The 22,566-nt window shown below is 64.4% G+C and carries 22 protein-coding genes; 9 read left to right on the forward strand and 13 right to left on the reverse strand.

Translation table 11 applies throughout. The annotated features are described in order from the left end of the window. The first annotated feature begins 3 nt into the window (after window positions 1-3). Window positions 4-915, forward strand: coding sequence for a sugar kinase (locus AC13C2_RS03875; RefSeq protein ID WP_482885993.1), 912 nt, complete (start codon window positions 4-6; stop codon window positions 913-915). On the opposite strand, the gene AC13C2_RS03880 is transcribed toward AC13C2_RS03875, so the two are convergent. Beyond that, window positions 893-1,549 carry an NAD(P)H-binding protein gene (locus tag AC13C2_RS03880; protein ID WP_482885994.1) on the reverse strand — a complete coding sequence of 219 codons (657 nt, stop codon included), beginning with the start codon at window positions 1,547-1,549 and terminating at the stop codon, window positions 893-895. The two genes, AC13C2_RS03875 and AC13C2_RS03880, sit on opposite strands and share 23 nt — an antisense overlap. Next, window positions 1,549-3,231 carry a chloride channel protein gene (locus AC13C2_RS03885; protein ID WP_482885995.1) on the reverse strand — a complete coding sequence of 561 codons (1,683 nt, stop codon included), beginning with the start codon at window positions 3,229-3,231 and terminating at the stop codon, window positions 1,549-1,551. The genes AC13C2_RS03880 and AC13C2_RS03885 overlap by 1 nt, the downstream gene beginning before the upstream one ends. Before the next feature lie 63 nt (window positions 3,232-3,294). On the opposite strand from AC13C2_RS03885, the gene AC13C2_RS03890 reads away from it, so the two are divergent. Together AC13C2_RS03890 and AC13C2_RS03895 are read left to right on the forward strand one after the other, a co-directional pair. Beyond that, window positions 3,295-4,668: an FAD-binding oxidoreductase gene (locus AC13C2_RS03890; RefSeq protein ID WP_482885996.1), complete on the forward strand. Its 1,374-nt coding sequence runs from the start codon at window positions 3,295-3,297 to the stop codon at window positions 4,666-4,668. Window positions 4,669-4,963: 295 nt separating this feature from the next. Next, entirely contained in the window at window positions 4,964-5,992 is a 1,029-nt protein-coding gene (locus tag AC13C2_RS03895; RefSeq protein ID WP_092763213.1) for a lysylphosphatidylglycerol synthase transmembrane domain-containing protein, read from the forward strand. Window positions 5,993-6,171: 179 nt separating this feature from the next. On the opposite strand, the gene AC13C2_RS03900 is transcribed toward AC13C2_RS03895, so the two are convergent. The 4 genes from AC13C2_RS03900 to cobS form a co-directional block, all read right to left on the reverse strand. Further along, complete coding sequence (locus AC13C2_RS03900; protein WP_092763211.1) at window positions 6,172-6,513, reverse strand: DUF427 domain-containing protein; 342 nt, start codon at window positions 6,511-6,513, stop codon at window positions 6,172-6,174. Between the two features lie 53 nt (window positions 6,514-6,566). Beyond that, entirely contained in the window at window positions 6,567-8,345 is a 1,779-nt protein-coding gene (locus tag AC13C2_RS03905; protein ID WP_482885997.1) for an aminopeptidase P family protein, read from the reverse strand. A gap of 153 nt (window positions 8,346-8,498) precedes the next feature. Beyond that, on the reverse strand, window positions 8,499-10,370 hold the full coding sequence (gene cobT / locus AC13C2_RS03910) for a cobaltochelatase subunit CobT (protein ID WP_482885998.1): 1,872 nt from the start codon (window positions 10,368-10,370) through the stop codon (window positions 8,499-8,501). A gap of 106 nt (window positions 10,371-10,476) precedes the next feature. Beyond that, window positions 10,477-11,463, reverse strand: coding sequence for a cobaltochelatase subunit CobS (gene cobS, locus AC13C2_RS03915; protein ID WP_092763202.1), 987 nt, complete (start codon window positions 11,461-11,463; stop codon window positions 10,477-10,479). A 116-nt stretch (window positions 11,464-11,579) separates the two neighbouring features. On the opposite strand from cobS, the gene AC13C2_RS03920 reads away from it, so the two are divergent. The 4 genes from AC13C2_RS03920 to AC13C2_RS03935 all read left to right on the forward strand — a co-directional run bounded on the left by AC13C2_RS03920 (window position 11,580) and on the right by AC13C2_RS03935 (window position 14,812). Then, a complete protein-coding gene (locus tag AC13C2_RS03920) occupies window positions 11,580-12,128 on the forward strand; it encodes a sigma-70 family RNA polymerase sigma factor (protein ID WP_092763200.1) in 549 nt (182 codons plus the stop codon). Continuing rightward, entirely contained in the window at window positions 12,125-12,796 is a 672-nt protein-coding gene (locus tag AC13C2_RS03925) for an anti-sigma factor (RefSeq protein WP_482885999.1), read from the forward strand. Before AC13C2_RS03920 ends, AC13C2_RS03925 begins: the two co-directional genes overlap by 4 nt. Window positions 12,797-12,898: 102 nt before the next feature. Further along, complete coding sequence (locus tag AC13C2_RS03930) at window positions 12,899-13,459, forward strand: fasciclin domain-containing protein (protein WP_482886000.1); 561 nt, start codon at window positions 12,899-12,901, stop codon at window positions 13,457-13,459. Between the two features lie 183 nt (window positions 13,460-13,642). Further along, window positions 13,643-14,812 (forward strand): phospholipase effector Tle1 domain-containing protein, encoded by a 1,170-nt coding sequence (locus AC13C2_RS03935; protein WP_482886001.1) that lies wholly within the window; start codon window positions 13,643-13,645, stop codon window positions 14,810-14,812. Window positions 14,813-14,836: 24 nt separating this feature from the next. On the opposite strand, the gene AC13C2_RS03940 is transcribed toward AC13C2_RS03935, so the two are convergent. After that, window positions 14,837-15,451 carry a DnaJ domain-containing protein gene (locus tag AC13C2_RS03940; RefSeq protein ID WP_482886002.1) on the reverse strand — a complete coding sequence of 205 codons (615 nt, stop codon included), beginning with the start codon at window positions 15,449-15,451 and terminating at the stop codon, window positions 14,837-14,839. Window positions 15,452-15,543: 92 nt separating this feature from the next. Here AC13C2_RS03940 and AC13C2_RS03945 point away from each other — a divergent pair, with 92 nt between their 5' ends. Further along, window positions 15,544-15,804 carry a BolA family protein gene (locus AC13C2_RS03945; RefSeq protein ID WP_482886003.1) on the forward strand — a complete coding sequence of 87 codons (261 nt, stop codon included), beginning with the start codon at window positions 15,544-15,546 and terminating at the stop codon, window positions 15,802-15,804. A gap of 197 nt (window positions 15,805-16,001) precedes the next feature. Here the strand turns inward: AC13C2_RS03945 and AC13C2_RS03950 are convergent, their stop codons facing one another. From AC13C2_RS03950 to gatB, 4 genes are all read right to left on the reverse strand, one after another. Further along, window positions 16,002-16,985 carry a DNA methyltransferase gene (locus AC13C2_RS03950; protein ID WP_482886004.1) on the reverse strand — a complete coding sequence of 328 codons (984 nt, stop codon included), beginning with the start codon at window positions 16,983-16,985 and terminating at the stop codon, window positions 16,002-16,004. A gap of 20 nt (window positions 16,986-17,005) precedes the next feature. Then, window positions 17,006-17,626: a DNA methyltransferase gene (locus AC13C2_RS03955; RefSeq protein ID WP_482886005.1), complete on the reverse strand. Its 621-nt coding sequence runs from the start codon at window positions 17,624-17,626 to the stop codon at window positions 17,006-17,008. Between the two features lie 95 nt (window positions 17,627-17,721). Continuing rightward, the gene (locus AC13C2_RS03960; RefSeq protein WP_092763186.1) at window positions 17,722-18,045 is read right to left on the reverse strand and encodes a DUF4177 domain-containing protein; all 324 of its coding nucleotides are present in this window, start codon (window positions 18,043-18,045) and stop codon (window positions 17,722-17,724) included. A gap of 175 nt (window positions 18,046-18,220) precedes the next feature. Further along, the gene (gatB, locus tag AC13C2_RS03965; RefSeq protein ID WP_482886006.1) at window positions 18,221-19,750 is read right to left on the reverse strand and encodes an Asp-tRNA(Asn)/Glu-tRNA(Gln) amidotransferase subunit GatB; all 1,530 of its coding nucleotides are present in this window, start codon (window positions 19,748-19,750) and stop codon (window positions 18,221-18,223) included. 355 nt (window positions 19,751-20,105) lie between these two features. Between gatB and AC13C2_RS03970 the strand changes: the two genes are divergently transcribed. After that, entirely contained in the window at window positions 20,106-20,927 is an 822-nt protein-coding gene (locus AC13C2_RS03970) for a transglycosylase SLT domain-containing protein (RefSeq protein ID WP_482886007.1), read from the forward strand. A gap of 124 nt (window positions 20,928-21,051) precedes the next feature. Here the strand turns inward: AC13C2_RS03970 and AC13C2_RS03975 are convergent, their stop codons facing one another. After that, window positions 21,052-21,477: a lipocalin-like domain-containing protein gene (locus AC13C2_RS03975; RefSeq protein ID WP_424338241.1), complete on the reverse strand. Its 426-nt coding sequence runs from the start codon at window positions 21,475-21,477 to the stop codon at window positions 21,052-21,054. 137 nt (window positions 21,478-21,614) lie between these two features. Continuing rightward, window positions 21,615-22,541, reverse strand: coding sequence for an AEC family transporter (locus tag AC13C2_RS03980; protein WP_092763180.1), 927 nt, complete (start codon window positions 22,539-22,541; stop codon window positions 21,615-21,617). Window positions 22,542-22,566: the final 25 nt, after the last annotated feature.

Genomic DNA, 22,566 nt, shown 5'->3' on the forward strand with positions numbered 1-22,566 from the left:
GCCATGACCGACCGCCCGCTTTCGATCGCCTGTCTGGGCGAAGCCATGGTGGAGCTGTCGCTGGACGGCGATATCGCGCATCTGGGCTTTGCGGGCGATACGCTGAACACCGCAATCTATCTGCGCCGGTCCCTGCCGGATGTGCATCGTGTGTCTTTCGTCTCTGCCGTCGGGCAGGACATGCTGTCGGACCGGATGGTGGCGCGCATCGCTGACGAAGACGTTTTGACCGATCACATCACCCGCCATGCCGACCGTATCGCCGGGGCCTATGCCATCGAAACCGATACGTCTGGCGAACGCAGCTTCGTCTACTGGCGCGACACATCTGCGGCGCGCACCATGATGACACCCGACAGCCCGATCCAACCCGAAACCCTGTCGCAGTTCGACGTGGTGCACCTGTCTGCCATCACGCTGGCGATACTGGCGCCGCAAGCCCGCGCGGCGCTGATGTCGTGGGTTCCGGGGTACCGCGCCTCGGGGGGGCGTATCGCCTTCGACAGCAACTATCGCCCCCGACTGTGGGAAGACGTGCCGACGGCACAGTCGGCGGTCGCCGCGATGTGGCGCGAAACCGACATCGGATTTCCCAGCGTCGACGACGAAATGGCGCTCTTCGGCGATGCGGACACCGCTGCCGTGATGGCGCGGATCGAAGGATACGGCGTTCCGACAGGTGCGCTCAAACGTGGCGAATCCGGCCCGTTGCCCATAGGCGCGCGCTTCAACGCGACCTATGCGCCCTGCGACAAGGTGGTGGACACGACGGCTGCGGGCGACAGCTTTACCGGCGGATACCTCGCAGCCTGGCTGTCCGGCGCGGATCAGGCCGCCGCATTGCAGACGGGCCACAATCTGGCATGCCGTGTCATCGGCTACCGTGGCGCGATCATTCCGCGCTCAGGTCCATGATCTCGGGCCACTCATAGGTGGCTTCGCCCGGACGGTCGCGCAGCGCATCCTGCGCGATTGCCCGACCCAGACGGGCCACGGGGATACCGCGCAGCTTCTTCATCGGCCCCTGGAACAGGGGGGTCAGCCTGGGCCAGATCGCCAGCGTCAGCGCCTGCGAGAGGCCATAGCGGTTCTTCGGCGTCAGGATCATCGACGGATGAAACAGGCTCAGCCGGTCGAAGGCCAGTGCCCGCAGCCCGTCCTCCAGTTCGCCCTTGCTGCGCGCGAAGAAAATCCGCGACCCGGCATCCGCCCCGACCGACGACAGCAGCGAAAATCCGGACACACCTGCGGCCCGGCAGGCCGTGGCGAACGCCAGCGGAATATCGTGGTCGACGCGCCTGAATTCCGCCCGCGACACGTTCGATGGCTCGCCCACGCCCAGACAGCAGATCGCGGCATCCTGCCCTTCAAGATGCGCGGCATAGCTGGCGGGGTCGGCCAGATCGACGACATGCTGATCCGCTGCCAATCCATCCTCGGTCCGTCGGCCAAGCGCCGTCACCCCGGCCCGCCCGGTCAGCGCCGCAGCGCAGGCCCCGCCCACGGCCCCGGTCGCCCCGATCATCACGACCCTTTTTTCAACCCGCATCACGAATGCTCCTCCGCCGCCGTCGCGGCCAGTGCCCGGTTATAGACCCGCAGTGCATCGACATGCAGCACAACGCCCAAGACATCCGGTGCACCTTCATCAGACAGCCGAACGACCGCCAGAAAGTCCGAATTCGACCTCTCGAACAGGGGCATCGCGGCCTCCAGCGTGTCGACGGGGGCCACGAACAGCCCCTCGTTCACGGCCCGGCGTACGCGGTCTTCGGGCGGGGCATTGGGGTGGTCGGACGATTTCATCACGCTCGAGACCTTGAACATCGCCAGCAGATAGGCCTGCGGCCCCGCCGCCAGATGGATGCCGCGCCGCTCCAGCTGCGTCAGGAAGAACGACCGGTCCACCATCCGTGACGCCAGCGCCGATGCGATCGACACCGCGACCATCACCGCCAGCCCGGTCTGCCAGTCGCCGGTCAGCTCGAACACGATCAGCGTCGTCGAGATCGGCGCGCCCAGCACCGCCCCCCCGACCGCGCCCATCCCTGCCAGCGCATAGAGTGATCCGGTCCCCGAGATGTCGGGAAAGACCGCCGTCGCGATCAACCCGAACGCCAGCCCGGTCAGGGCACCGACCATCAGGGCAGGCGAAAATATCCCCCCGCCCATCCGTCCGCCCATGGTGATACTGACGGCGGCGACCTTCAGGATGGCGAACACGATTGCCTCGCGCAGGATCAGGTTTCCCGACAGGGCCGCGCTCGTCGTCTCGTAGCCGACGCCGATGATATGCGGAAAGAAGATCGCCATCGCCCCCAGCATCAGCCCCGCCATGGCCGGGCGCAGCATCGGCGGCATCGACAGGCGCGCCTGGATGCGGTTTGCCACGTCCTCGGCGAAAAACACCGATTTCATCAAGGTCACCGCCACCAGCGCGCAGACCACGCCCAGCAGGATGAACGCCGGCAGTTCGACATAAAACGCCAGCGCCCCCGCCTGCGGCAGAACGAATTCGGTCACGTCGCCAAAGTGGATGCGGCTGATGACCGACCCTGACACGGCGGCGATGGCGATGGGCGCGAAGGCATGGACGGCGAAATGCCGCAGTACGACTTCCATCGCGAACAGCGCGCCCGCCAGCGGTGCGTTGAAACTGGCCGCGACGCCCGCCGCCACCGCGCATCCCAGAAGGTCGCGGCCCGTCACCCCATCGGCGTTCATCTTGTTGCTGACCCAGCCCGCGATCATGCCGGTCATGTGGACCACGGGCCCCTCGCGGCCCGACGAGCCGCCCGACGACAAAGTTATCAGCGAGGCGGCGATCGACGCCAATCCGGCGCGACGTTCGACCCGGCCTTCCTTCATGGCCGAGGCCTGGATGACCTCGGCGACAGCGCGGATACGCCCATCCGGGGTGAACCGCGTCAGGATCCATCCGACCAGAAGGCCGCCCATCACCGGCAGGATGAGCACCCAGAACCAGGGCATCGTCGCCGCGAAGGAATGCAATTTGCGTGGATCGTCCGTGCCATATAGCGCCGTCTGCAAGCTTTGAATGGCCATCATGAAGGCGACGGCGGCATAGCCCGAGGCGATGCCCACGATCAGCGCGATAAACCAGAACTGAACCTTGGACGGCCCGCGCCTGCGCACCACCTCCCAGGCGCGGCGGAACCTGCCGGTAATCGGATGCGATGCTCTGGCGGCTGACGGGGGGGCGTCGGTCACTGCCTCTTGTCCTTCCCGCGCCCCTCGCGCACCCTCGGGGGCGTTCCATTTGGGGAGGGGCCGATGATCCCGCAAGACGCACTGTCCGAATTGCAGGCGATGCTAGGCGAACGCCTGTCCACGGGAAAGAGCGATCTGTCCCTGCATGGCCGGTCCGAAACGTTCCATCCCGAAATGCCGCCCGACGCCGTGGCCTATCCCGTGACGACGGCGGAGGTGGCGGCCATCGTGCAGACCTGCGCCCGACATGACCTGCCGGTGATCGGCTGGGGCACCGGCACAGCGCTGGAAGGCCATGCCTCTGCCCCGCGCGGCGGCATTACGGTCGACTTCCGCCACATGGACGCGGTGCTGGAAATTGTGCCCGATGACATGCTGGTGCGCGTCCAGCCGGGCTGCACACGCGAAGCGCTGAACACCGAACTCCGCGCCACCGGCCTGATGTTTCCAGTCGATCCCGGCGCCAATGCCTCGCTCGGTGGGATGGCCGCAACGCGCGCCAGCGGGACTACGGCGGTGCGCTACGGCACGATGCGCGATCAGGTGCGCGGGCTGGAGGTCGTGCTGGCCGACGGGCGCGTCATCCACACTGGCACCCGTGCCCGGAAATCATCGGCGGGCTATGACCTGACCGCGCTGTTCGTCGGCTCCGAAGGGACGCTGGGCCTGATCACCGAACTGACCCTGAAACTCTGGGGCCAGCCCGAGGCGACCGCCGCCGCCGTCTGCGGTTTCGCGACGACCGAAGGCGCCATCGACGCCGTGATCCTCGCCATGCAGATGGGGCTGACCCCGGCGCGCATCGAATACGTCGATATCGCCACGACCCGGATACTGAATGCCGCCGACGGGGCCGACCTGCCCGAGACACCGCATCTGCTGCTGGAATTCCACGGCTCCGACGCCGCTGTCGCGGCCGAGGCGGAACATTTCGGCCAGATCGCCGCAGACCATGGCGGCAGCGCATATCGCTGGGCCACCAAACCCGAGGATCGCAGCAAACTCTGGTCGATGCGCCACCGTGCCTATCACACGATCCTGGCCACACGTCCCGGTGCCACCGCCGTCGTCACCGATGTCTGTGTCCCGATTTCCAAACTGGGGCAGGCCATCGCCCGCGCCGCCGCCGACATCGATGCCTCGCCCCTTGATGGTCCTATCCTGGGTCATGTCGGAGACGGGAATTATCACGCGATCCTGCTGGTCGACCGCAACGCGCCCACAGAGATCGCCGAGGCCAAGCGCCTGTCGGACGCAATGGTCGCGCATGCGCTGGACCTGGGCGGCACGGCGACGGGCGAACATGGCGTCGGCCTTGGCAAGCTGCACCTGATGGAGGCGGAACACGGGGCCGCCTGGGACGTGATGGGCGCGATCAAACGCAGCCTTGATCCCGAGGGCACGATGAACCCCGGCAAACTGGTCCGACAGAACTGAGGGTCGCGATGCGGTCGCTCATGCGCGCCTATGCAGGCCTTGCCCCGGTCGAATTCAGGGTCCGCTGTTCCGTGCCGTGACATCGCGCGCCGGCGCTTTCTTTACACGACCGACGTCTATTGAAACCGGTGCTTGCAGGTGGCCCTTTGCCAGAAGTATCGCGTCGAAGCCTGAACCCGATACCGCAATGGTGATATGACGTATGTACTGAAAATCGTTAGGCCGTTCCCACATCCGACGGACAGGAGGACGGCTTTGGCGGCTTCGCTGAACCGGTCGCCGATCAGGAGCAGTCATGAAAAGAATATTGCTGCGCTGGGCGGCTCCATTGATCGGTGGTGTCGTGGCGCTTCTTTTGATTTTCCTGCTGTATGGAAGCCTGGACTTCTGGAAATTCCTGGAAGTGTTGCGGTCGGCCAATCCCGTCTGGATCGTGGTTCTTGCCGTGACCATCCTGCTGGAACAGTTCCTGAACGGCTGGAAATGGCGTCAGATTTTGCATGATGTCAAATCTGTTGGCACCTTGAGGTTAACCGGCGCTTTGCTGGCCGGATACGGGGCCAATGTGCTGGTGCCGCTTGGCATCAGCCCGTTGGTACGGGCATGGATCATCGCACGGCTTGAACAGTTGAAGATGGCAACCGTACTGACAACCACAATCATTTCGCGCTTTGTCGACGGCGTGGTTTTTGCGCTTTTTGCCGGTGTCCTGGCTATGTCCGGGCGGGTTCCGCAGGTCGAGGGCAATCTGGAACTGGGCCTGAGCGTCGCGGGGGCACTCAATATTGCAGTATTCGGGGGATTGCTTTGGGCGATGTTCCGGTTCCGCGCGCTTTTCGCCACCGACGGACCAGCGGTTTGCCGTCTGTTTGACTGGCTGGCCAAGCGAATGCGCGGCGATGGCAGGGAACTGCGCAGGGCTCTCTGCAATGGTGTGGTCTGGCCGCGCGATGCGATGCGGCGGGCGGCGGTGTTCCTGGGTGCGGTCGCGGCCAAGCTGACAGCAGCCACCCACTTCGTCTGGGCAGGTCTTGCGGTTGGCGTCGTTCTGACCCCTTGGGACTATATTTTCCTGATGGTGTTTGCCGGGTTCATCATGGTGCTGGGTCGTTTCGTGCGGATCCCCGGCAGCTTCATTTTTGGCGCAGGATTTGCGTTGCAAATGCTGGACGTTCCGCCCGAAACGGCGCTTCTGATGATCCTGTTCAATTATATCATGTCAATCATTCTTGTGGTGGGCTTCGGCTTGATCGTCCTGTGGCAAAACGGCATAGACATCCACCGCGCCCGACTTGCATCGCAAGCCGTCGACGCCGGCATATGAAGCCAATGTCGTGGCGGAAAAATCGGACCTGTCCGACATCTCGACACGGCCGGACATTCCGGGTCGGGTCCAAAGGCCCCGGCAAAGCGCAGGTGCAGAATGATGCGTCTGGACGGAATACCGGGGTAATACCCCGGTATGCACCCCCGTAATATCCGGATTTGCAGACGGCGGCGACGTCAGATCTGTTCGATCGTGACCTTGGTGTCATAGAATGCCAGATGCCCTTCGACCGCCTTGGCGTCCGGATTCGTGACATCCTCGTAGGTCCAGGCGACATCCATGATCTGTGCCGACTGACCGATGTACGAATAATAGTTCGCCGTGCCCTTGTATGGAGATTCCGTCGTCGTTTCAGTGCGTTCCAGCAAGGCCATCGCAACGTCCGCGCGCGGGAAGTAAATCACGAAGCCCATATCGTCCTCGACCAGGGACAGGGCATTCCTGCTTTCGACCAGAACGCCATCGTCTGAACGCACGGACCAGGTTCCCTCGGCGGGCGATACGGTGATCTTCGTCATGAGCTTCTCCCTCTTTCGGCGAACCCTATCCGTTGCGAACCCCCGACGAAAGGTCAGAGAGGCGCGCACATCGCGGTCAGCCATTCCCTCTCCGCACCGTCGACGCGCGGGCCTATTTTCGACATGACATCAGCATGATACCTATCGACCCACGCCCGCTCGTCGGGTGACAGAAGCGCGCGATCAATCAGCCGCCGGTCGATCGGAACCCAGGTCAGCGTCTCGAACCGCAGCATCTTGCGGTCGTCGCCGCCGTCGGGTCGGACCGCCTCGACCACATGGATCAGGTTTTCGATCCGGATGCCGTATTCGCCCTCGCGGTAATATCCCGGCTCGTTCGACAGGATCATGCCCGCTTCCAGTGGCACCTGACTGACACGGCTGATCCGCGCAGGCCCGTCATGCACACCCAGATAGACGCCGACACCATGCCCCGTCCCATGATCGTAATCGCGGTGATCCATCCAAAGGGGCGCGCGCGCCAGAGCGTCCAGATGCGCGCCCGCGACACCGACCGGAAACCGCGCCCGGCTGATCGCGATCAGTCCCTGCAACACGCGGGTAAACGCCCGCACTGCACCGTCCGGAGGCGTTCCCAGCGGCATGGTCCGCGTGATATCCGTGGTTCCATCCAGATATTGCGCGCCGGAATCGACCAGCAGGATGGTGTCCGTTCCCAACTTCCGGTTCGTGTCCTCGTTCACCCGGTAATGCACGATGGCACCGTTGGAACCGACGCCTGCGATGGTCTCGAAGCTGATATCCTTCAACTGGTTGGTGTCACGCCGGAAGCCTTCCAGCGCCCGAACCACGTCGATCTCGGTCGCATCCGCCGGGCGGTCGTGGTCCAGCCAGCGCAGGAAACGGACCATGGCGGCCCCATCGCGCAGATGCGCCTCGGTCGTGGCGGCGATCTCGGCCCCGGTCTTGCGTGCGCGGGGCAGGGCGAAGGGGTCGGGGATCGCCTTGGCATCCGTCAGCATTTCGGCCAGCGCGACGGGGCAACTTGCTGGGTCATGGCCGACAGGGCCGGTCAGCCCACCCAGCAAAGCGGCCATGTCGGCGGGCGCCGTGACCCGCACGTCAGGTCCCAGATGATCCGTGATCGGGGCGGCTTTTTCCGGCGCGCAGATCAGATCGACCCCGGCATCGGCATGGATCACCGCAAAGCACTGCGGCAGGGGCGTTCGCGCAATGTCAGCACCGCGAATGTTCAGCAGCCAGGCCACCGCCTCGGGTTGGTTCGTGACATAGCTGGCGACACCGGCGGCTTGCAGCGCGGTGGCGATTTCGGCGCGTTTTTCGGCGGCAGATCTGCCGGCCAGCGCCTGCGGATAGACGGTCATCGGCGCGTTGGGCGGGGCCGGACGGTCGGGCCATGTGGCATCGACACCGTTGGACACCGCCACGACGTCCAGCCCGGACAGTTTGCGCAGCCCCTCGATCTGAGTAACGCTGTGCAGCATCGGATCGAATCCTAGACGTCCGCCGTCAGGCAGGGCACCGGGCAACCAGTCGGCCAGTCCCGTCGCGGGCCAGTTCACCGTCTCGAAAATCGCGGGGTCGGTCTGCGCACGGACCTGCACGGTATACCGCCCATCGGTGAAGATCGCCGCCCGGTCGTGCAACACGACGACGAACCCCGCGGACCCGGTGAAGCCGGAAATATAGGCCATGCGCTCGTCGCGGGGGGCGACGTATTCGCCCTGATGCGCGTCGGCGCGGGGCACGAGGAAAGCGTCGAGATCCTGCGTGGCCATCCACGCGCGCAGGCGGGCCACGCGGGGCGCGGCGGCCTCGGGTCGGGCGGTGACGTCGAAGGTCTGGAACATGCGGGTCTCCGGTTTGGTCGCAATGTCGGAAGGCAGGGCGCGCACCGCCGGACCCCTGCGAAATATTTTCAAATAGGGGAGGGCTTTTCAATCCCGCTTCCCCTTGTCCAAATATCCCCGCCGGAGGCTTCGACCGGGCAGGGCGCACCAGGGTCAGGAGGCGCGGCGCATTCCCATCACCCGCGCCCTTGCGCGCGGATCGCTGTCGAACAAGGCGGCCAGCTGTTCTGTCATCGCGCCCGCCAGTTGCTCGACGTCCGTGATCGTCACGGCCCGGTCGTAATACCGCGTCACGTCATGCCCGATGCCGATGGCCAGCAGTTCGACCGCGCGGCGTTTCTCGACCATGGCGATCACGTCGCGCAGGTGTTTTTCCAGAAAGTTGGCCGGGTTCACCGACAGGGTGCTGTCGTCGACGGGCGCACCATCGGAAATCACCATCAGGATCTTGCGCGCCTCGGGCCGGGCGATGGCGCGGCGGTGCGCCCATTCCAGCGCCTCGCCGTCGATGTTTTCCTTCAGCAGGCCTTCCTTCATCATCAGCCCAAGGTTCGGGCGCACCCGGCGCCACGGCGCGTCGGCGGATTTGTAGATGATGTGGCGCAGGTCGTTCAGGCGACCGGGCGAGGCGGGGCGTTCGGCCTTGAGCCAGGCCTCGCGGGATTGTCCGCCCTTCCACGCCTTGGTGGTAAAGCCCAGTATCTCGACCTTCACACCGCAGCGTTCCAGCGTCCGCGCCAGAACGTCGGCGCAGATCGCGGCGATCGAAATCGGACGTCCGCGCATCGAGCCGGAATTATCCAGAAGAAGCGTCACGCAGGTATCGCGGAACTCGGTATCCCGCTCCATCTTGAACGACAGGGGGGTGGTGGGGTTGGCGACGACGCGGGCCAGACGTCCGGCGTCAAGGATGCCTTCCTCAAGGTCGAACTCCCACGAGCGGTTTTGCTGAGCCTGCAAGCGGCGCTGCAACTTGTTCGCAAGTCGCGACACCGCGCCCTTCAGTGGCTCCAACTGCTGATCCAGATAGGCGCGCAAACGCTCCAGCTCCGCCGGTTCGGCAAGGTCGGCGGCCCCGACGATCTCGTCAAAAGCTTCGGTGAAGACAGTGTAATTCGGGTCGGCGTCCGATACCGGCTGCGGGGCGGGCGGGTCCTTCGCCTCGTCCGAGTCGGGCATCTCCGCCTCTTCACCGGCTTCCTGATCGGCCATGTCGTCCATGCTGACCTGGGCCTGGCTGGGGTCGTCCTGCTGCTCCTGCGACTGATCCGGCGAAGCGTCGGCATCGGCGTCCTCCTGATCGTCGTCGCCGGTGCTGTCGGGCTCCTCCTCTTCCTCGGACTGGCCCTCGTCCTCCTGATCCTCGTCTTCGATATCGGGGTCGTCGCCCAGCTGGTCGCCGTAGCCCAGGTCCTCGATCATCTGGCGGGCAAGGCGGGCGAAGGCGGACTGGTCGGCCAGCAGGTCCTGCACGTTGTCCAGTCGGTCACCCACCGATTCCTCGATGAAGCCGCGCCACAGGTCCAGGGCATTGTCCGCGCCCTTGGGCATGTCGCGGCCCGTGGCCATCTGGCGGACCCAATATCCGACGGCGGAAGCCAGCGGAATCTGCGCCTTGTCGGTCACTTCGCCATAGCCCTTGCGCGTCGCCTCGACACTCATCTTGGCGTCGATGTTGCCCGCGGTGCCGGGCATGTCGCGGGCGCCGACCGCCTCGCACCGGGCGGTTTCCATCGCCTCGTACAACTCGCGCGCCATGTTGCCCTGTGGCATGTATTTGTTGGCGACAGCGATATCGTGGTGACGGTGGCGCAGGGCGAAAGCATCCGCCGTGCCGCGCGCCAGCAGCACTTCGTCGCGGGTCATGCGGCGGCTGACCTGCGGCAGGCGGATGCTGTCGTCGGTCTTGCCCGGCGGATCGACGGAGAACGAGACGTTCAGCTCCGGATCGTCGGCCATGGTCTTGGTGGCCTCGGCGAGGGCCTTCTTGAACGGATCGGCGGGGTTGTCGGTGGGTTTATTCATCTCGCCCCCAAATCTTCCAAGCTGTGTGGACGGCCTCGATCTCCGGGAACTTGGCCAGACCTCCCGCTTCCAGTGCAGGCGAGGCTTCGAAAAGCAAACCCGCCCATCACCCCAGGCTCAGACTCGCCGCACTCTCCGGCAGTTCCTCGTCGAAACACCGCTGGTAGAACTCGGCCACGGTCTGCCGCTCCAGCTCGTCGCATTTGTTCAGGAACGTCAGGCGGAACGCATATCCCACGTCGCGGAAGATCTCGGCGTTCTGGGCCCAGGCCAGCACGGTGCGGGGCGACATGACGGTGGACAGGTCGCCGTTCATGAATGCGGTCCGGGTCATGTCGGCGACGGTGACCATGCGGCTGACGGTCTTGCGCCCGGCCTCGGTATTGTAATGCGCGTTCTTGGCCAGAACGATCATCGTCTCGGCATCGTGAGACAGATAGTTCAGCGTCGCCACCAGCGACCAGCGGTCCATCTGCGCCTGGTTGATCTGTTGCGTGCCATGATACAGGCCCGTCGTGTCGCCCAGGCCGACCGTGTTGGCAGTGGCGAACAGGCGGAAGGACGGGTGCGGTTCGATGATGGTGTTCTGGTCCATCAGGGTCAGCTTGCCGTCATGTTCCAGCACGCGCTGGATCACGAACATCACATCGGCACGGCCCGCGTCGTATTCGTCGAACACGATGGCGACAGGGTTCCGTAGCGCCCAGGGCAGGATGCCTTCGTGGAATTCGGTGACCTGCACGCCGTCGCGCAGCTTGATCGCATCCTTGCCGATCAGGTCGATCCGGCTGATGTGGCTGTCGAGGTTCACGCGGACGCAGGGCCAGTTCAGGCGCGCGGCGACCTGTTCGATGTGCGTCGATTTTCCGGTGCCGTGATAGCCCTGGATCATCACCCGGCGGTTCCAGCCGAAGCCCGCCAGAATCGCCAGCGTGGTATCGGGATCGAACTTGTAGGTCGGGTCCATGACCGGCACGCGGTCGCCGCCTTTGGGAAACCCCTTGATGATCATGTTGCTGTCGATGCCGAACACCTCGCGGACGGAAAAGTCCTTGGTCGGTTCCGCCATCATGTCCATCGCACCATCTGCCATCGTCCGGTCTCCTTGCAGTTGCTCGCCCGGATGCAACATAAGGGGGTTATCTGCAAGGGGAAGGCCGGGCGTGAAATCGACGCGTGCGTGCCTGAGGCATACATCGGGAGGGTCGATTGGCGACACGTGACGATCTGGAGCGCTGGCTTGCCGGGGCGGCCCTGGGAGACCGTGCGGCGTTCGGACAGCTTTACGATGCGACATCGGGGAAACTCTTCGGTTTGTCGCTGCGTGTCTTGGGAAACCGAGCGGAAGCAGAGGACGCCTTGCAGGACATCTATGTCAAAATATGGCGAAACGCCGACCGATACCGCGTGAACGGGCTGTCCCCGATTACCTGGATGGCAACGGTCGCGCGCAACCATTGCATCGACCGGCTGCGCAAGCGACGGGCCGAGGCGGGGCGGCGCGAGATGCCCGCCGACGATCTTCTGCGTGACATCGCCCCCGGACCCGAGGCGAACGCCGTCGCCCGCGGTGAGGCGCGCGCCATCGTCGACTGCCTGGCCGAACTGGAGGATCAGAAGTCCGAAGCCGTGCGCCGCGCCTATCTGGAAGGCGAGACATATGCCGATCTGGCGGCGCGCTTCGACATTCCGCTTAACACGATGCGGACATGGCTGCGGCGCAGTCTGATCGCCCTGCGGGAGTGTCTGAGCCGATGACCGACGTGACCGACACATTCGAAGACGATGATCGCGCACTGATAGGCGAGTATCTTCTGGGCCTTCTGTCCCCCGAGGAAGAAGCGGCCGTTGAACGGCGTCTGCCGCAGGACCGGACGCTGGCGCAACTGCACTCAGACTGGGCCGAGGCGCTGTCGCCGATGCTGGCCGGTCGCGATGTGCCCGCGCCCGCCCGTCTGCGCGCCGAAATCGAGGCCAGGTTGTTCCGACCCGAGCCGAAACGCAGCCGCTGGTGGGGCTGGGCGGGCATCGTCGCGGGGCCGGTCGCGGCCTTTGCGCTGGCCGTTTTCCTGTTGCAGCCACCGACCGGATTCGTCCCGACGCTGAACGCCGAAATGCCGGGCATCGAAGGCTCCGGCGCGGGCGATCTGTACCTGGCCGCTGGCACTGACGGCACCGATCTGCTGATCATTCGCCGGTCGGGCGAGCCATTGCCGGGCCGTGTCCTGCAACTCTGGCTGATCGCCGGCGATACCGCGCCGGTATCGCTGGGTGTGCTGCCCGATCAGGACCGTGTGGTCATTCCGGCCCCGGCGGGTCTGACAGAGGGCATGGTTCTGGCCGTCTCGGACGAACCGCCGGGCGGGTCGCCCACCGGGCAGCCGACGGGTGCGGTTCTGGCCGCCGGACCTCTTTCCGATCTGTAAAGGCATTTTCGCGCCATCTGGCTGAAACTCCGCCGCGCTCTTTGCGTGTCTGGGTGCGACGGGGGGCAGACGCTCTCCGCGCATTCATTCTGGAGAGACATCATGAAAACAATCGTTCTTGGCGCTGTAGCCGCCCTGTCGCTGACCACCGCTGCCGCACTGGCCGACGCGAATGCCGCGAACCCGATGGTCGGCGGGGCGGAGATGTTCGCCCAAAAGAACATCATCGAGAATGCCGTGAACTCGCCGATCCACACCACTCTGGTCGCCGCCGTGACTGCCGCCGATCTGGTCGAGACGCTGCAGGGCCCTGGCCCGTTCACCGTATTCGCCCCGACGGACAAGGCTTTCGGCATGATCAGCGAGGAGTCTCTGAATGCCCTGCTGCTGCCCGAGAACAAGGCCCAGCTTCAGCAGGTCCTGACCTGTCATGTCGTCGCCGGAGACGTGATGTCGGACGCGCTGAAGGGCATGATCGACGCCGATGGCGGTTCCTACCCGATCACGACCGTGGGCGGTTGCGTTCTGCAGGGCACATATTCGGGCGACACCTTCACCCTCACCGACGAAAATGGCCGCGAAGCGACCGTGACCACCGCCGACGTCAAACAATCGAACGGCGTCATTCACGTCATCGACCGTGTTCTGCTGCCCAAGCAGTAAGTGATGACGGCGCGTCCTCCCGCGCCCGTTCAACCCGTCGCGCAACACCCAGGATGCGGCGGGCGATGGGGCGGAGCGGTCCCCCCGGACCGATTCCGTCCCATGACGACTGACGCTCCCGTGTCGTTCCGGCCGGGGGCGTCTTTTTTATGGCTGGTCCGCCGCATCGTGTAGACTGCCGGGATGAAACGCATCGTTCTTCTGTGTGACGGGACCTGGAATGCTGCCGAGGCACCCGATCCCACCAATGTCGTCCGGCTGGGCCAGGCTCTCGCTCCGGTCGGGGTGGACGATCTTGTGCAGATCCCGATCTACATCGAGGGGGTGGGCACAGGGCGGCGTGGTGTGACCGCCCTGTCACGCGCCACGGACCGCGTGTTGGGCGGTGTGCTGGGGCTGGGCCTGATGGAAAACGTGACCGAAGCCTACCGTCACCTCGTCTTTCTCTACGAGCCGGGGGACGAGGTGTTCGTCTTCGGGTTTTCCCGCGGCGCCTTCACCGCGCGATCCCTTGTCGGGTTGATCCGGTTCACGGGCCTTCTGGCACGTGCCGATCTGCACCTTTTGCCGGAGGCGGTCGCGCGCTATTCCGAGCGTCGGATCGAAACGGCGGACCGACGTCAGCGGCGCAACGCGGAATGGCGGGCGCTCAATTCGCCCCACATCATGACCGATCCCGACGATGCCGATATCTATGCCGAATTCGGCGCGGACGAGGCCGTGCAGTTCGACGTGGCCTATCTGGGTGTCTGGGATACGGTGGGCGCGCTGGGCGTGCCAGGGTATTTCACGGCGGCGCCGATGTTGAACAGGAAATACGCATTCCACGATACAACACTGGCACCGATGGTCCGGTCCGCGCGCCACGCCGTTGCCATCGACGAGCGGCGCAGGGCGTTTCGCCCGACCCTATGGTCCAATCTGGACGAACTGAACCTGGGCCATGCCACCCTGCCTTATCGGCAGCAGCATTTCGCAGGCGACCATGGATCAGTCGGCGGTGGCGGCGATATCACCGCGCTCAGCGCGATCGCGCTGGACTGGATGATGGAAGGCGCGGGCGTCATGGGGCTGGAGTTCGACCCGCTCGTCTCCGCCGCGATCAAGGCAGAACGCGATCCGCTTGGTCCGCTGGAAAATTCCAGCGTGCCGAAAGGCGGGCCAGTCGCCGCGCTGATGCGGCGGTTCGGTGCGCCGCGCGACGCGATCTTGCGGTTGGACGATCTGCATGCCGCCGTCCGTGAGCGCTGGACCTACGAGGCGACGGACCCGGATTTCAGGCCCTATCGCCCCGATCCACTGTCGCGACTGGCGGATGAGTTACAGCAATGGAAAGACGACCGGCCAAGCTAATCGCGGGCGATCTTTGCGCCACATCTATTTGAAATTGCGGCTGTCCTTCAGCTGGTCCCAGGCCCAGACGACTTCGCTCAGCTGTTCTTCCTGACTGCGGTCGCCGCCGTTGATATCGGGGTGCAGCACCTTGATCAGGCTCTTGTAAGCCTTGCGGATCATCGCCTTGTCCCAATCGTCCTTGCCTTCAAGGATGGTCAGCGCCTTGCGTTCGGTCGGCGGCAGCTTGCGCCCCACGACCCCCCGTCCGGGATTGCGGGTGGCATTGCCGCCCAGCACCTGATGGGCGTCCTCGATCCCCAGGCGCGCCCATGCGCGTTCCTCGACTGACTTGCGAAATGGCGCGGTGGGGCGTTCATCGGATTCGGTCTGTCGGGCCAGCTCGGCCTCGGTCGCGCCGTCGAAGAAGCTCCACTTGGCGTTGTATTCGCGGACGTGGTCCTTGCAGAACCAGAAATAATCTTCGCTGGTGTCGCGCATCTTGGGTGCGCGGTACTTGCCGCCTTCTTCGCATCCATCGTGATCGCAGACGCGCGTCGATGTTTCGACCGCGCCGGACATGCCACGTTTACCCCTGGGATTACGCTTCTTGGCCGTCGACACACGCATGTCGAAATTGAATGGGTCTTTGCTGGTCATCTTCGAACCCCCTTCCGGCCTGAGGCGTTGGACTCTAGGCATTGTCGGGCCGGAGGTGAAGGCCTCGAGGACGCAATTTGAAAGGAAATTCGATGACAATGGAAGCGGCGATCCGCGCACGGCTGACCGAGACGCTGTCGCCCAGCCGTCTGGAGGTGGTCAACGAGAGCCACAAACACGCGGGCCATTCGGGCGACGACGGCACGGGCGAGAGTCATTGGCACGTCGTGATCGCGGCGGATGCCTTTACCGGACAGTCGCGCTTGGCTCGGCACCGGATGGTTCATGCGGCGCTGGGCGATATCATGCAGCAGATCCATGCCCTGTCGATGGACCTGTCGGACGGGGAGTGATGCGGCACCCGCGACCGGTTCAAGGCCCGCTGGCGCAGGGCAGGGGTGACGGATGCGGACGTGCGGCAGCCGCCTGTCGGCGTGGCCGAAACGGGATGCACCCCCGATGCACCCCCCGTACACCCCCCGTGCAGACGCGCAGGCATCCCCGGTGTGCGGTGGGGCGGTCCGGGGGTATGGCGGCAGGGGGGTCGCGACTAGAGAAGTTTGCCCTGATCCGCGTCGTTCTTTTGTTTCGGCGCGACCTTCTGGACGGACCCGAGGCGGGCGGGAATTTGCGCGGCGCGGTCGCGTAACTCCATCGCGGTCTCGATGGTGACGATCTGGATGCGGGGGACGGGGGCGAAGCCCGGTTCCTCGTGCTGGCCCGCCGCCGCCGCCTCGGCGGCCATGCCGCCCTTGGGAGGCGTGAGGGTCAGGAAGATGCCGATCTCGGCCCCCGTCCGTTCCATCGCGCCGCGCAGGTCGCGGATCATGGCGACGCCGACATTCTCGCCCGCCTTGACCGAGACGACGGCCATGGACTTCTTGCCGAAGGGGATGATGCCGTCGATGCCGCCGTCGCCGGTGTTCTTCGTCTGCTCCCCGGCCAGAAGGGAGACGGCCCATTTCTCGAATTCGAAGTAATGACGGCCCTCCGTGCGGCCCCGGCGGGCGAGGTTGCGCGCGCCCTCGATGTCCTGCGGGACGCCGTAGGTCTTGAAATTGAGGTCGTCGGGTCGCTCGCGGTAGGCATCGCGCAAACGCTTTTCGATCAGGCCGATGGCGAGGTGGGTGACGTCGATGCCGATCCACTTGCGGTCCAGCGCCTGCGCGGCGTGGACCGTGGTGCCGCAGCCGCAGAAGGGGTCGAGGATTATGTCGCCTTCGTTCGAGGACGCGGAGATGATGCGTTCGAGGAGGGCCTGGGGTTTTTGGGTGGGGTAGCCGAGGCGTTCTTGGGCTTGGGAGTTGAGGGGGCGGATGTCATCCCAACTGTCGGAACAAGGAACGCCCGGCATTTCGTCTAGGTAACGTTTGTAACGTGGAACGCCTCCTGGCTTCGGCTGGATTATGCGCCCTTCTTTTATGAGGCGATCCATATTTTCGCGGCTGTAGCGCCAGTGACGTGATACACCCATGACTTCGTAGTAAGCGTTGCCCTTCGCTGCGCCTCCGGGACCGGTAAGGTTGTCCAACATGAATCGACGTCCGTCGTCATCTAATCCCGTGTATTTCTTGCGGACATACTCTTCATCGTAGGCGGCAAATGGCTGATTGAAGATGATTTCTCCTCTGCCCGGCCTTTTGTATCGAAGTATGATATCTCGGACGCGCGGAAAGTGCTTTGCACCCTGTTTGTAGTCGGCTTTGGCTGTTGTGCGGTGCCAACTGATTCATTCACAAAATTCGTCGCCCCAAACACCGCATCCAGCAATATCTTAAGATAATGCGATGCCGTCGGATCGCAGTGCAGATAGAGCGACCCCGTCGGCTTCAACACCCGGTGCAGTTCCAGCATCCGCACAGCCATCATCGACAGATAGGCCATCATGTCGTTCTCGCCCAGAAACGACCGCATCGCCTGCAACATGGTCAGGGCGGCGACGTTGCCGGAGCGGCGGACGTCCTGAAAGGCCTGCTCGGCACTCTCGTTCCACGACCATGTGTCGTCGAACGCCTCGATCTGCGCGAGGCTGTCTTTGCCGTCCGGGGCCTTGAACAGCTTGTTATAGCTGGCATTCGAGTTGAACGGCGGGTCCAGATAGATCAGGTCGACACTCTCGGTCGCGATACTCTCCCGCAGGACGGCGAGGTTGTCGCCATAATACAGCTCGTTCATGCCCGGTGCCCCCTTCGCGTCCCGTATGCCGGGATCGTCGCCGCCAAGGGTTAAGGAAGGGTTCGGAGCGGATCAAGGGGCGACCGGCCGCCGCGTCACCCCATCAGCGGATCGGTCAGGACCAGCGGGTCGGGGCGGCGGCGGGCGCGCGGTCGCTCGGACGGCAGGGGGCGGCGGAAGACCAGCAGGATCATGGTTTTCGGCGCGGTGCCGGTCAGGTCGGTGCTGGTGTCGTTCGGAAGCTGGTCGGCGCGAACGTAATCCCAGCCATCCGTCGCCATCTGGTTGAGGACGTCGGTCAGGGTGTTCGCCATCCGCGCCTCGTCAGTTTTGAGGCCGGGCACGCGTTCGCCTTTGCGGGGGGCTGGAACAACCCTGAATTCAAAGGCTTCGGGGGCAGGGAAGGATTCGTGGCGCATATCTGGTATCCTCTGTGAAGGGGCAGAGGACACCGGGATCTGGACGATCCGATGACGGGGGCGGGACGGAAAGGCGGCAGTTGCGTCGGAGTTCAGGGATCTGGCGCGCGACAGGCCTACCGCCGGGTCCGGTTGCGTCCGCCGTCGCGACCGCAGCCTTGCCCGCGATGCCGCCTTACTGGCCGAGCTTCTGGCCCACCAGCCGATTGACTTCCGCAGGATTGGCCTTGCCGCCCATCGCCTTCATCGTCTGGCCGACGAACCAGCCCGCCAGCTTGGGATTGACGCGGGCCTTTTCGACCTGATCGGGGTTGGCGGCGATGATTTCGTCCACGGCCCGTTCGATCGCGCCGGTGTCGGTGACCTGTTTCATGCCGCGTGCGGCGACGATTTCCGCCGGGTCGCCGCCTTCGGTATAGACGATTTCGAACAGGTCCTTGGCGATCTTGCCGGAAATGTCGCCCGCCTCGATCAGTTTGAGGATGCCGCCCAGTTGCGCCGGGCTGACCGGGCTTTCGGCGATGTCGCGGTCGTCTTTCTTCAGGCGTCCGAACAGATCGTTGATGACCCAGTTGGCCGAGGCCTTGCCGTTGCCCGACGCGGCGACGACCGCTTCGAAGAACGTGGCGGAGGTGGTGTCGGCGGTCAGGACCGAGGCGTCGTAGTCCGACAGGCCGAAATCGCCGATGAAGCGGGCCTTCTTGGCATCGGGCAGTTCGGGCAGATGCGCGGCGAGGTCGTCGACCCAGGCCTGTTCGATGTCCAGCGGCAGAAGGTCGGGGTCGGGGAAATAGCGATAGTCATGCGCCTCCTCCTTGGACCGCATCGACCGGGTTTCGCCCTTTTCGACGTCGTAGAGCCGGGTTTCCTGCGTGACCGAGCCGCCGGATTCAAGGATGGCGATCTGGCGGCGGGCCTCGACCTCGATGGCGGCCTGGATGAACCGCAGGGAGTTCATGTTCTTGATTTCGCAGCGCGTGCCGAGATGACCGAAGTCCTGCGTCTCCTGGTATTTCTCGTACTGGCCGGGCCGGCAGACCGAGACGTTTACGTCGGCGCGCAGGTTGCCGTTCTGCATGTTGCCGTCGCAGGTGCCCAGATAGCGCATGATCTGGCGCAGCTTGGTGACATAGGCGGCGGCTTCCTCGGGGCCGCGAATGTCGGGGCGAGAGACGATCTCCATCAGGGCGACGCCGGTGCGGTTCAGGTCGACGAAGGACAGGGCCGGGTCCATGTCGTGGATGGATTTGCCGGCATCCTGTTCCAGATGGATGCGTTCGATGCGGACGGTGCGCGCGGTGGGCGTACCCTGATCGTTCGGGCCCAGTTCGACCAGCACTTCGCCCTCGCCGACGATGGGGTGGTAAAGCTGGCTGATCTGATAGCCCTGCGGCAGGTCGGGATAGAAATAGTTCTTGCGGTCGAAGGCGGAGGTCAGATGGATTTCGGCCTTCAGCCCCAATCCCGTACGCACGGCCTGCGCGACGCATTCTTCGTTGATGACGGGCAACATGCCCGGCATGCCCGCGTCGACGAAGGCCACGTTGGAATTGGGTTCGGCCCCGAAGGTGGTCGATGCGCCGGAAAACAGCTTGGCCTTCGTGGCGACCTGCGCGTGGACTTCCAGCCCGATGACAAGTTCCCAGTCGTGCGACTCTCCTGCGATGACGCGGGGTTTCGGGGTGGGCATCTGGGTGTCGAGCATGGGGGCCTCCGGCGGGATCGCGGCCCGGTTTAGGACGGGGGGCAGGCCGGGGCAAGCGCGTCACGCCGCTTGCGGCATCACACAGCGCATAAGCCGGGTTCCGCCGGGAGACGGGACGCTGGTGCGCATGGGTTTGCACAAAAAGGCAAAACTGCTAATTGCCCGCAGGTCGAAGTCCGGGCTGCTACCCGGATCGTAAGCTTCGGCCTACCGGATGTCGCAGTCCGGGGCGGTGAAAGCACCATCCCTTGCGTCAATTCGACAAGAATACATGTCGCCTTGGGGGTGCCACTTGATAACGAATCTATCTGCATGCGGTCTCAGACTGACCGCCTTCGCCGTTTTGACGGCGCTTGTGTCTGCTGTTGCCGCCTCGACAGGCTGGGCCGGAACCGATGCGACCGCGCCGACGGCGCCGCTGCTGACGACGCCCAGCACGATGTCTCTGCGCGTGCCTCAGGCCTCGGCCCTGGCGCCGGAAACTTCTGTCGTGCCGAAAAGCCGTCCGCGGAACATCGTCCAGAAGATGCCGGATCTGCGCTGGGATAGCGTCAACGGTTCCGCACGATGGACGCGGGCCGCGATGCGCGCACTCGAAACGCACGGACAGCGGTTGGTAAATACCGTGCCGCGCGACATCGCCGAATGGTGCCCGTCCTATCCGGACGCCAGCAAGTGGGAGCGCAAGGCGTTCTGGGCCGGTCTGTTGTCGACCCTGTCCAAGCACGAAAGCACCTATCGCCCGACTGCCGTCGGGGGCGGCGGTCGCTGGTTCGGGCTGGTCCAGATTCTGCCCGCCACGGCACGGGGCTATGGCTGCGAGGCGCGGACGGGCGAGGCCTTGAAGAACGGCGCCCTGAACATGTCCTGCGCGGTGCGTATCATGAACACCACCGTGCCCCGTGACGGCGTCGTGTCGCGCGGGATGCGCGGCGTGGCCGCCGACTGGGGGCCGTTCTATTCGTCGCGCAAACGCGAGGACATGCGCCGCTGGCTGGTGCGTCAGCCGTTCTGCAACGGTCTGAGCATTTCGGCACGTCCGGTCGAGCGTCCCGAATGGCTGGGCGATCCGGCAGGCGACGCCGACGAGGTTCCGTTGTTCGTATCATGGGAACTGGACAAGACGTTCCTGTCGACGCGATCGGCACCGGACGTGGCAGTGCTGAAAGACATGTGATTGACGTTTCCTGACCTGTCGATCCGGAAAGCGGGACCTTCGTGTCCCGCTTTTTCTTTTGCGGCATCCGTCTTTCACAGGTCGGACAGGACATGACGACCGCAAGCGGGAAGCCGTTGCAGCGTCATAATTTGATGAATTCCATTCGGTAGATCACCTCTTCCCCGGTCGATGGGTCTATACCCGGTGCCCCGCTGATCGTCAGGGTTTCACCCCGAAGCGAGAACGGGCGGGACAGGTCGATCTGCCAGTTGGGGTTCCAGGCCCGTTCGACGTGATGGATCACCTGATTGTCCTCGATGCTGTAGCGCGCCACGTAGGCCAGCATGGTGTCGAAGAGTTGCGCCTTTTGGTCGCTCGTCCACACCCCGTCGCGCGCGGATAGCCGGTCGTTGCGGAACACGGTCGCCATCATGCGTCCGTCGGCGTGATAGGCGATGTATCCTATGGGGTTCGGCCCCATTGCGTCGGACACCTGACCTGTCTTCAGGGCCTGCCGTGTCCAGGATATCATCCGCCAGGTGCCGATCAGGTCGTTTGCCTGTGTCATGTCTGCCTCGTTGCGAACGGTCCGCCGGAGGTGAATGTGCCGTGCTGTCGATGCAGTCCGGCCCTTCCGGGATTATATCGAAAAGTTCAGCACAGAGATATCCGACAGAGATATCTGACAGATCAGGTTTGCATCGGTCAGAGTAACAGCAGCCAGCCCGATACCGTCAGCACCGATACGGCTGTCCCGATCAGGACCGATGAGGCGCTGATGCGGACGGCGCGTCCGTGCATCGCCGCGAACAGATAGGAATTGACGCCCGGTGCCATCGCCGCCGTCAGGACCGCCGCACGGAATGCGGCTTGATCCAAACCCAGCATGCGCCCAATGCCCCAGGTCCATGCTGGATGCAGGATCAGCGCGATACCAGAGCATAGAATGATGCCGCGCGCGTCGCCTTCGGGGCGGTATTGCACCAGCACACCCCCCAGACCGAACAGCGCGGCGGGCAGGGCGGCGCTGGCGATCAACGTCAGGGCTTCGGATATCGGGCCGGGCAGGGGCAGGCCGGTCAGGTTCACCAGCAAACCGGCTGCGACGCCGATCATCAGCGAATTGGTCGACATCCGGCGCGCGACAGTCTTCATCCCGCCGAGAAAGCCGGTCCCGCCCGCGCGCACAGCTTCCATCGCGGAGATGCCGATGAAGTAGCAAAAGGCCGCGTTGAACGCGATGATGGTATAGTTCGGCGCAAGGCTGTCTTCGCCGTAGGCGCGGGCGGCGATCGGCAGGCCAAGCAGAACGGTGTTGGCAAACATGGCCGCGAAACCAACGGCGACCGCATCTTCGATCCCGCGTTTGAGCCAGAGCAAGGTGCCGATGACGCCTGCGCCAAAGCTGACGAGCGAGCCGGAGTAATACGCCGTCAGCATGCGCCAGTCGAAACCCTCGCTCAGGTCCAGCCGCGCCATGGCAAGGAACAGCAGGCAGGGAATCGCGAAGCGTTGGGTGAACATCATCAGCCCATCGACCTGGCCCTGAGAGAAGACTTTGCGCCAGACAGCCACATAGCCCGCGCCGATGATCAGGAAGACCGGAAGCGTGACGGTAAGGACGTCGAGCATCAGTGCGGCTTTCGGGCGCAGGGGA

The organism is Jannaschia sp. L-14R (assembly GCF_056857695.1).

Excerpts from the sequence above, each read along its gene's own strand:
- AC13C2_RS03890 (WP_482885996.1), top strand. The coding sequence starts at position 3,295 with ATGATCCCGCAAGACGCACTGTCCGAATTGCAGGCGATGCTAGGCGAA.
- AC13C2_RS03900 (WP_092763211.1), bottom strand. The coding sequence starts at position 6,513 with ATGACGAAGATCACCGTATCGCCCGCCGAGGGAACCTGGTCCGTGCGT.
- AC13C2_RS03940 (WP_482886002.1), bottom strand. The coding sequence starts at position 15,451 with ATGACCAGCAAAGACCCATTCAATTTCGACATGCGTGTGTCGACGGCC.
- AC13C2_RS03945 (WP_482886003.1), top strand. The coding sequence starts at position 15,544 with ATGACAATGGAAGCGGCGATCCGCGCACGGCTGACCGAGACGCTGTCG.
- AC13C2_RS03880 (WP_482885994.1), bottom strand. The coding sequence starts at position 1,549 with ATGCGGGTTGAAAAAAGGGTCGTGATGATCGGGGCGACCGGGGCCGTG.
- AC13C2_RS03955 (WP_482886005.1), bottom strand. The coding sequence starts at position 17,626 with ATGAACGAGCTGTATTATGGCGACAACCTCGCCGTCCTGCGGGAGAGT.
- AC13C2_RS03925 (WP_482885999.1), top strand. The coding sequence starts at position 12,125 with ATGACCGACGTGACCGACACATTCGAAGACGATGATCGCGCACTGATA.
- cobS (WP_092763202.1), bottom strand. The coding sequence starts at position 11,463 with ATGGCAGATGGTGCGATGGACATGATGGCGGAACCGACCAAGGACTTT.
- AC13C2_RS03950 (WP_482886004.1), bottom strand. The coding sequence starts at position 16,985 with ATGTTGGACAACCTTACCGGTCCCGGAGGCGCAGCGAAGGGCAACGCT.
- AC13C2_RS03875 (WP_482885993.1), top strand. The coding sequence starts at position 4 with ATGACCGACCGCCCGCTTTCGATCGCCTGTCTGGGCGAAGCCATGGTG.
- AC13C2_RS03930 (WP_482886000.1), top strand. The coding sequence starts at position 12,899 with ATGAAAACAATCGTTCTTGGCGCTGTAGCCGCCCTGTCGCTGACCACC.
- cobT (WP_482885998.1), bottom strand. The coding sequence starts at position 10,370 with ATGAATAAACCCACCGACAACCCCGCCGATCCGTTCAAGAAGGCCCTC.
- AC13C2_RS03905 (WP_482885997.1), bottom strand. The coding sequence starts at position 8,345 with ATGTTCCAGACCTTCGACGTCACCGCCCGACCCGAGGCCGCCGCGCCC.
- AC13C2_RS03960 (WP_092763186.1), bottom strand. The coding sequence starts at position 18,045 with ATGCGCCACGAATCCTTCCCTGCCCCCGAAGCCTTTGAATTCAGGGTT.
- AC13C2_RS03980 (WP_092763180.1), bottom strand. The coding sequence starts at position 22,541 with ATGCTCGACGTCCTTACCGTCACGCTTCCGGTCTTCCTGATCATCGGC.
- AC13C2_RS03975 (WP_424338241.1), bottom strand. The coding sequence starts at position 21,477 with ATGACACAGGCAAACGACCTGATCGGCACCTGGCGGATGATATCCTGG.
- AC13C2_RS03895 (WP_092763213.1), top strand. The coding sequence starts at position 4,964 with ATGAAAAGAATATTGCTGCGCTGGGCGGCTCCATTGATCGGTGGTGTC.
- AC13C2_RS03935 (WP_482886001.1), top strand. The coding sequence starts at position 13,643 with ATGAAACGCATCGTTCTTCTGTGTGACGGGACCTGGAATGCTGCCGAG.
- gatB (WP_482886006.1), bottom strand. The coding sequence starts at position 19,750 with ATGCTCGACACCCAGATGCCCACCCCGAAACCCCGCGTCATCGCAGGA.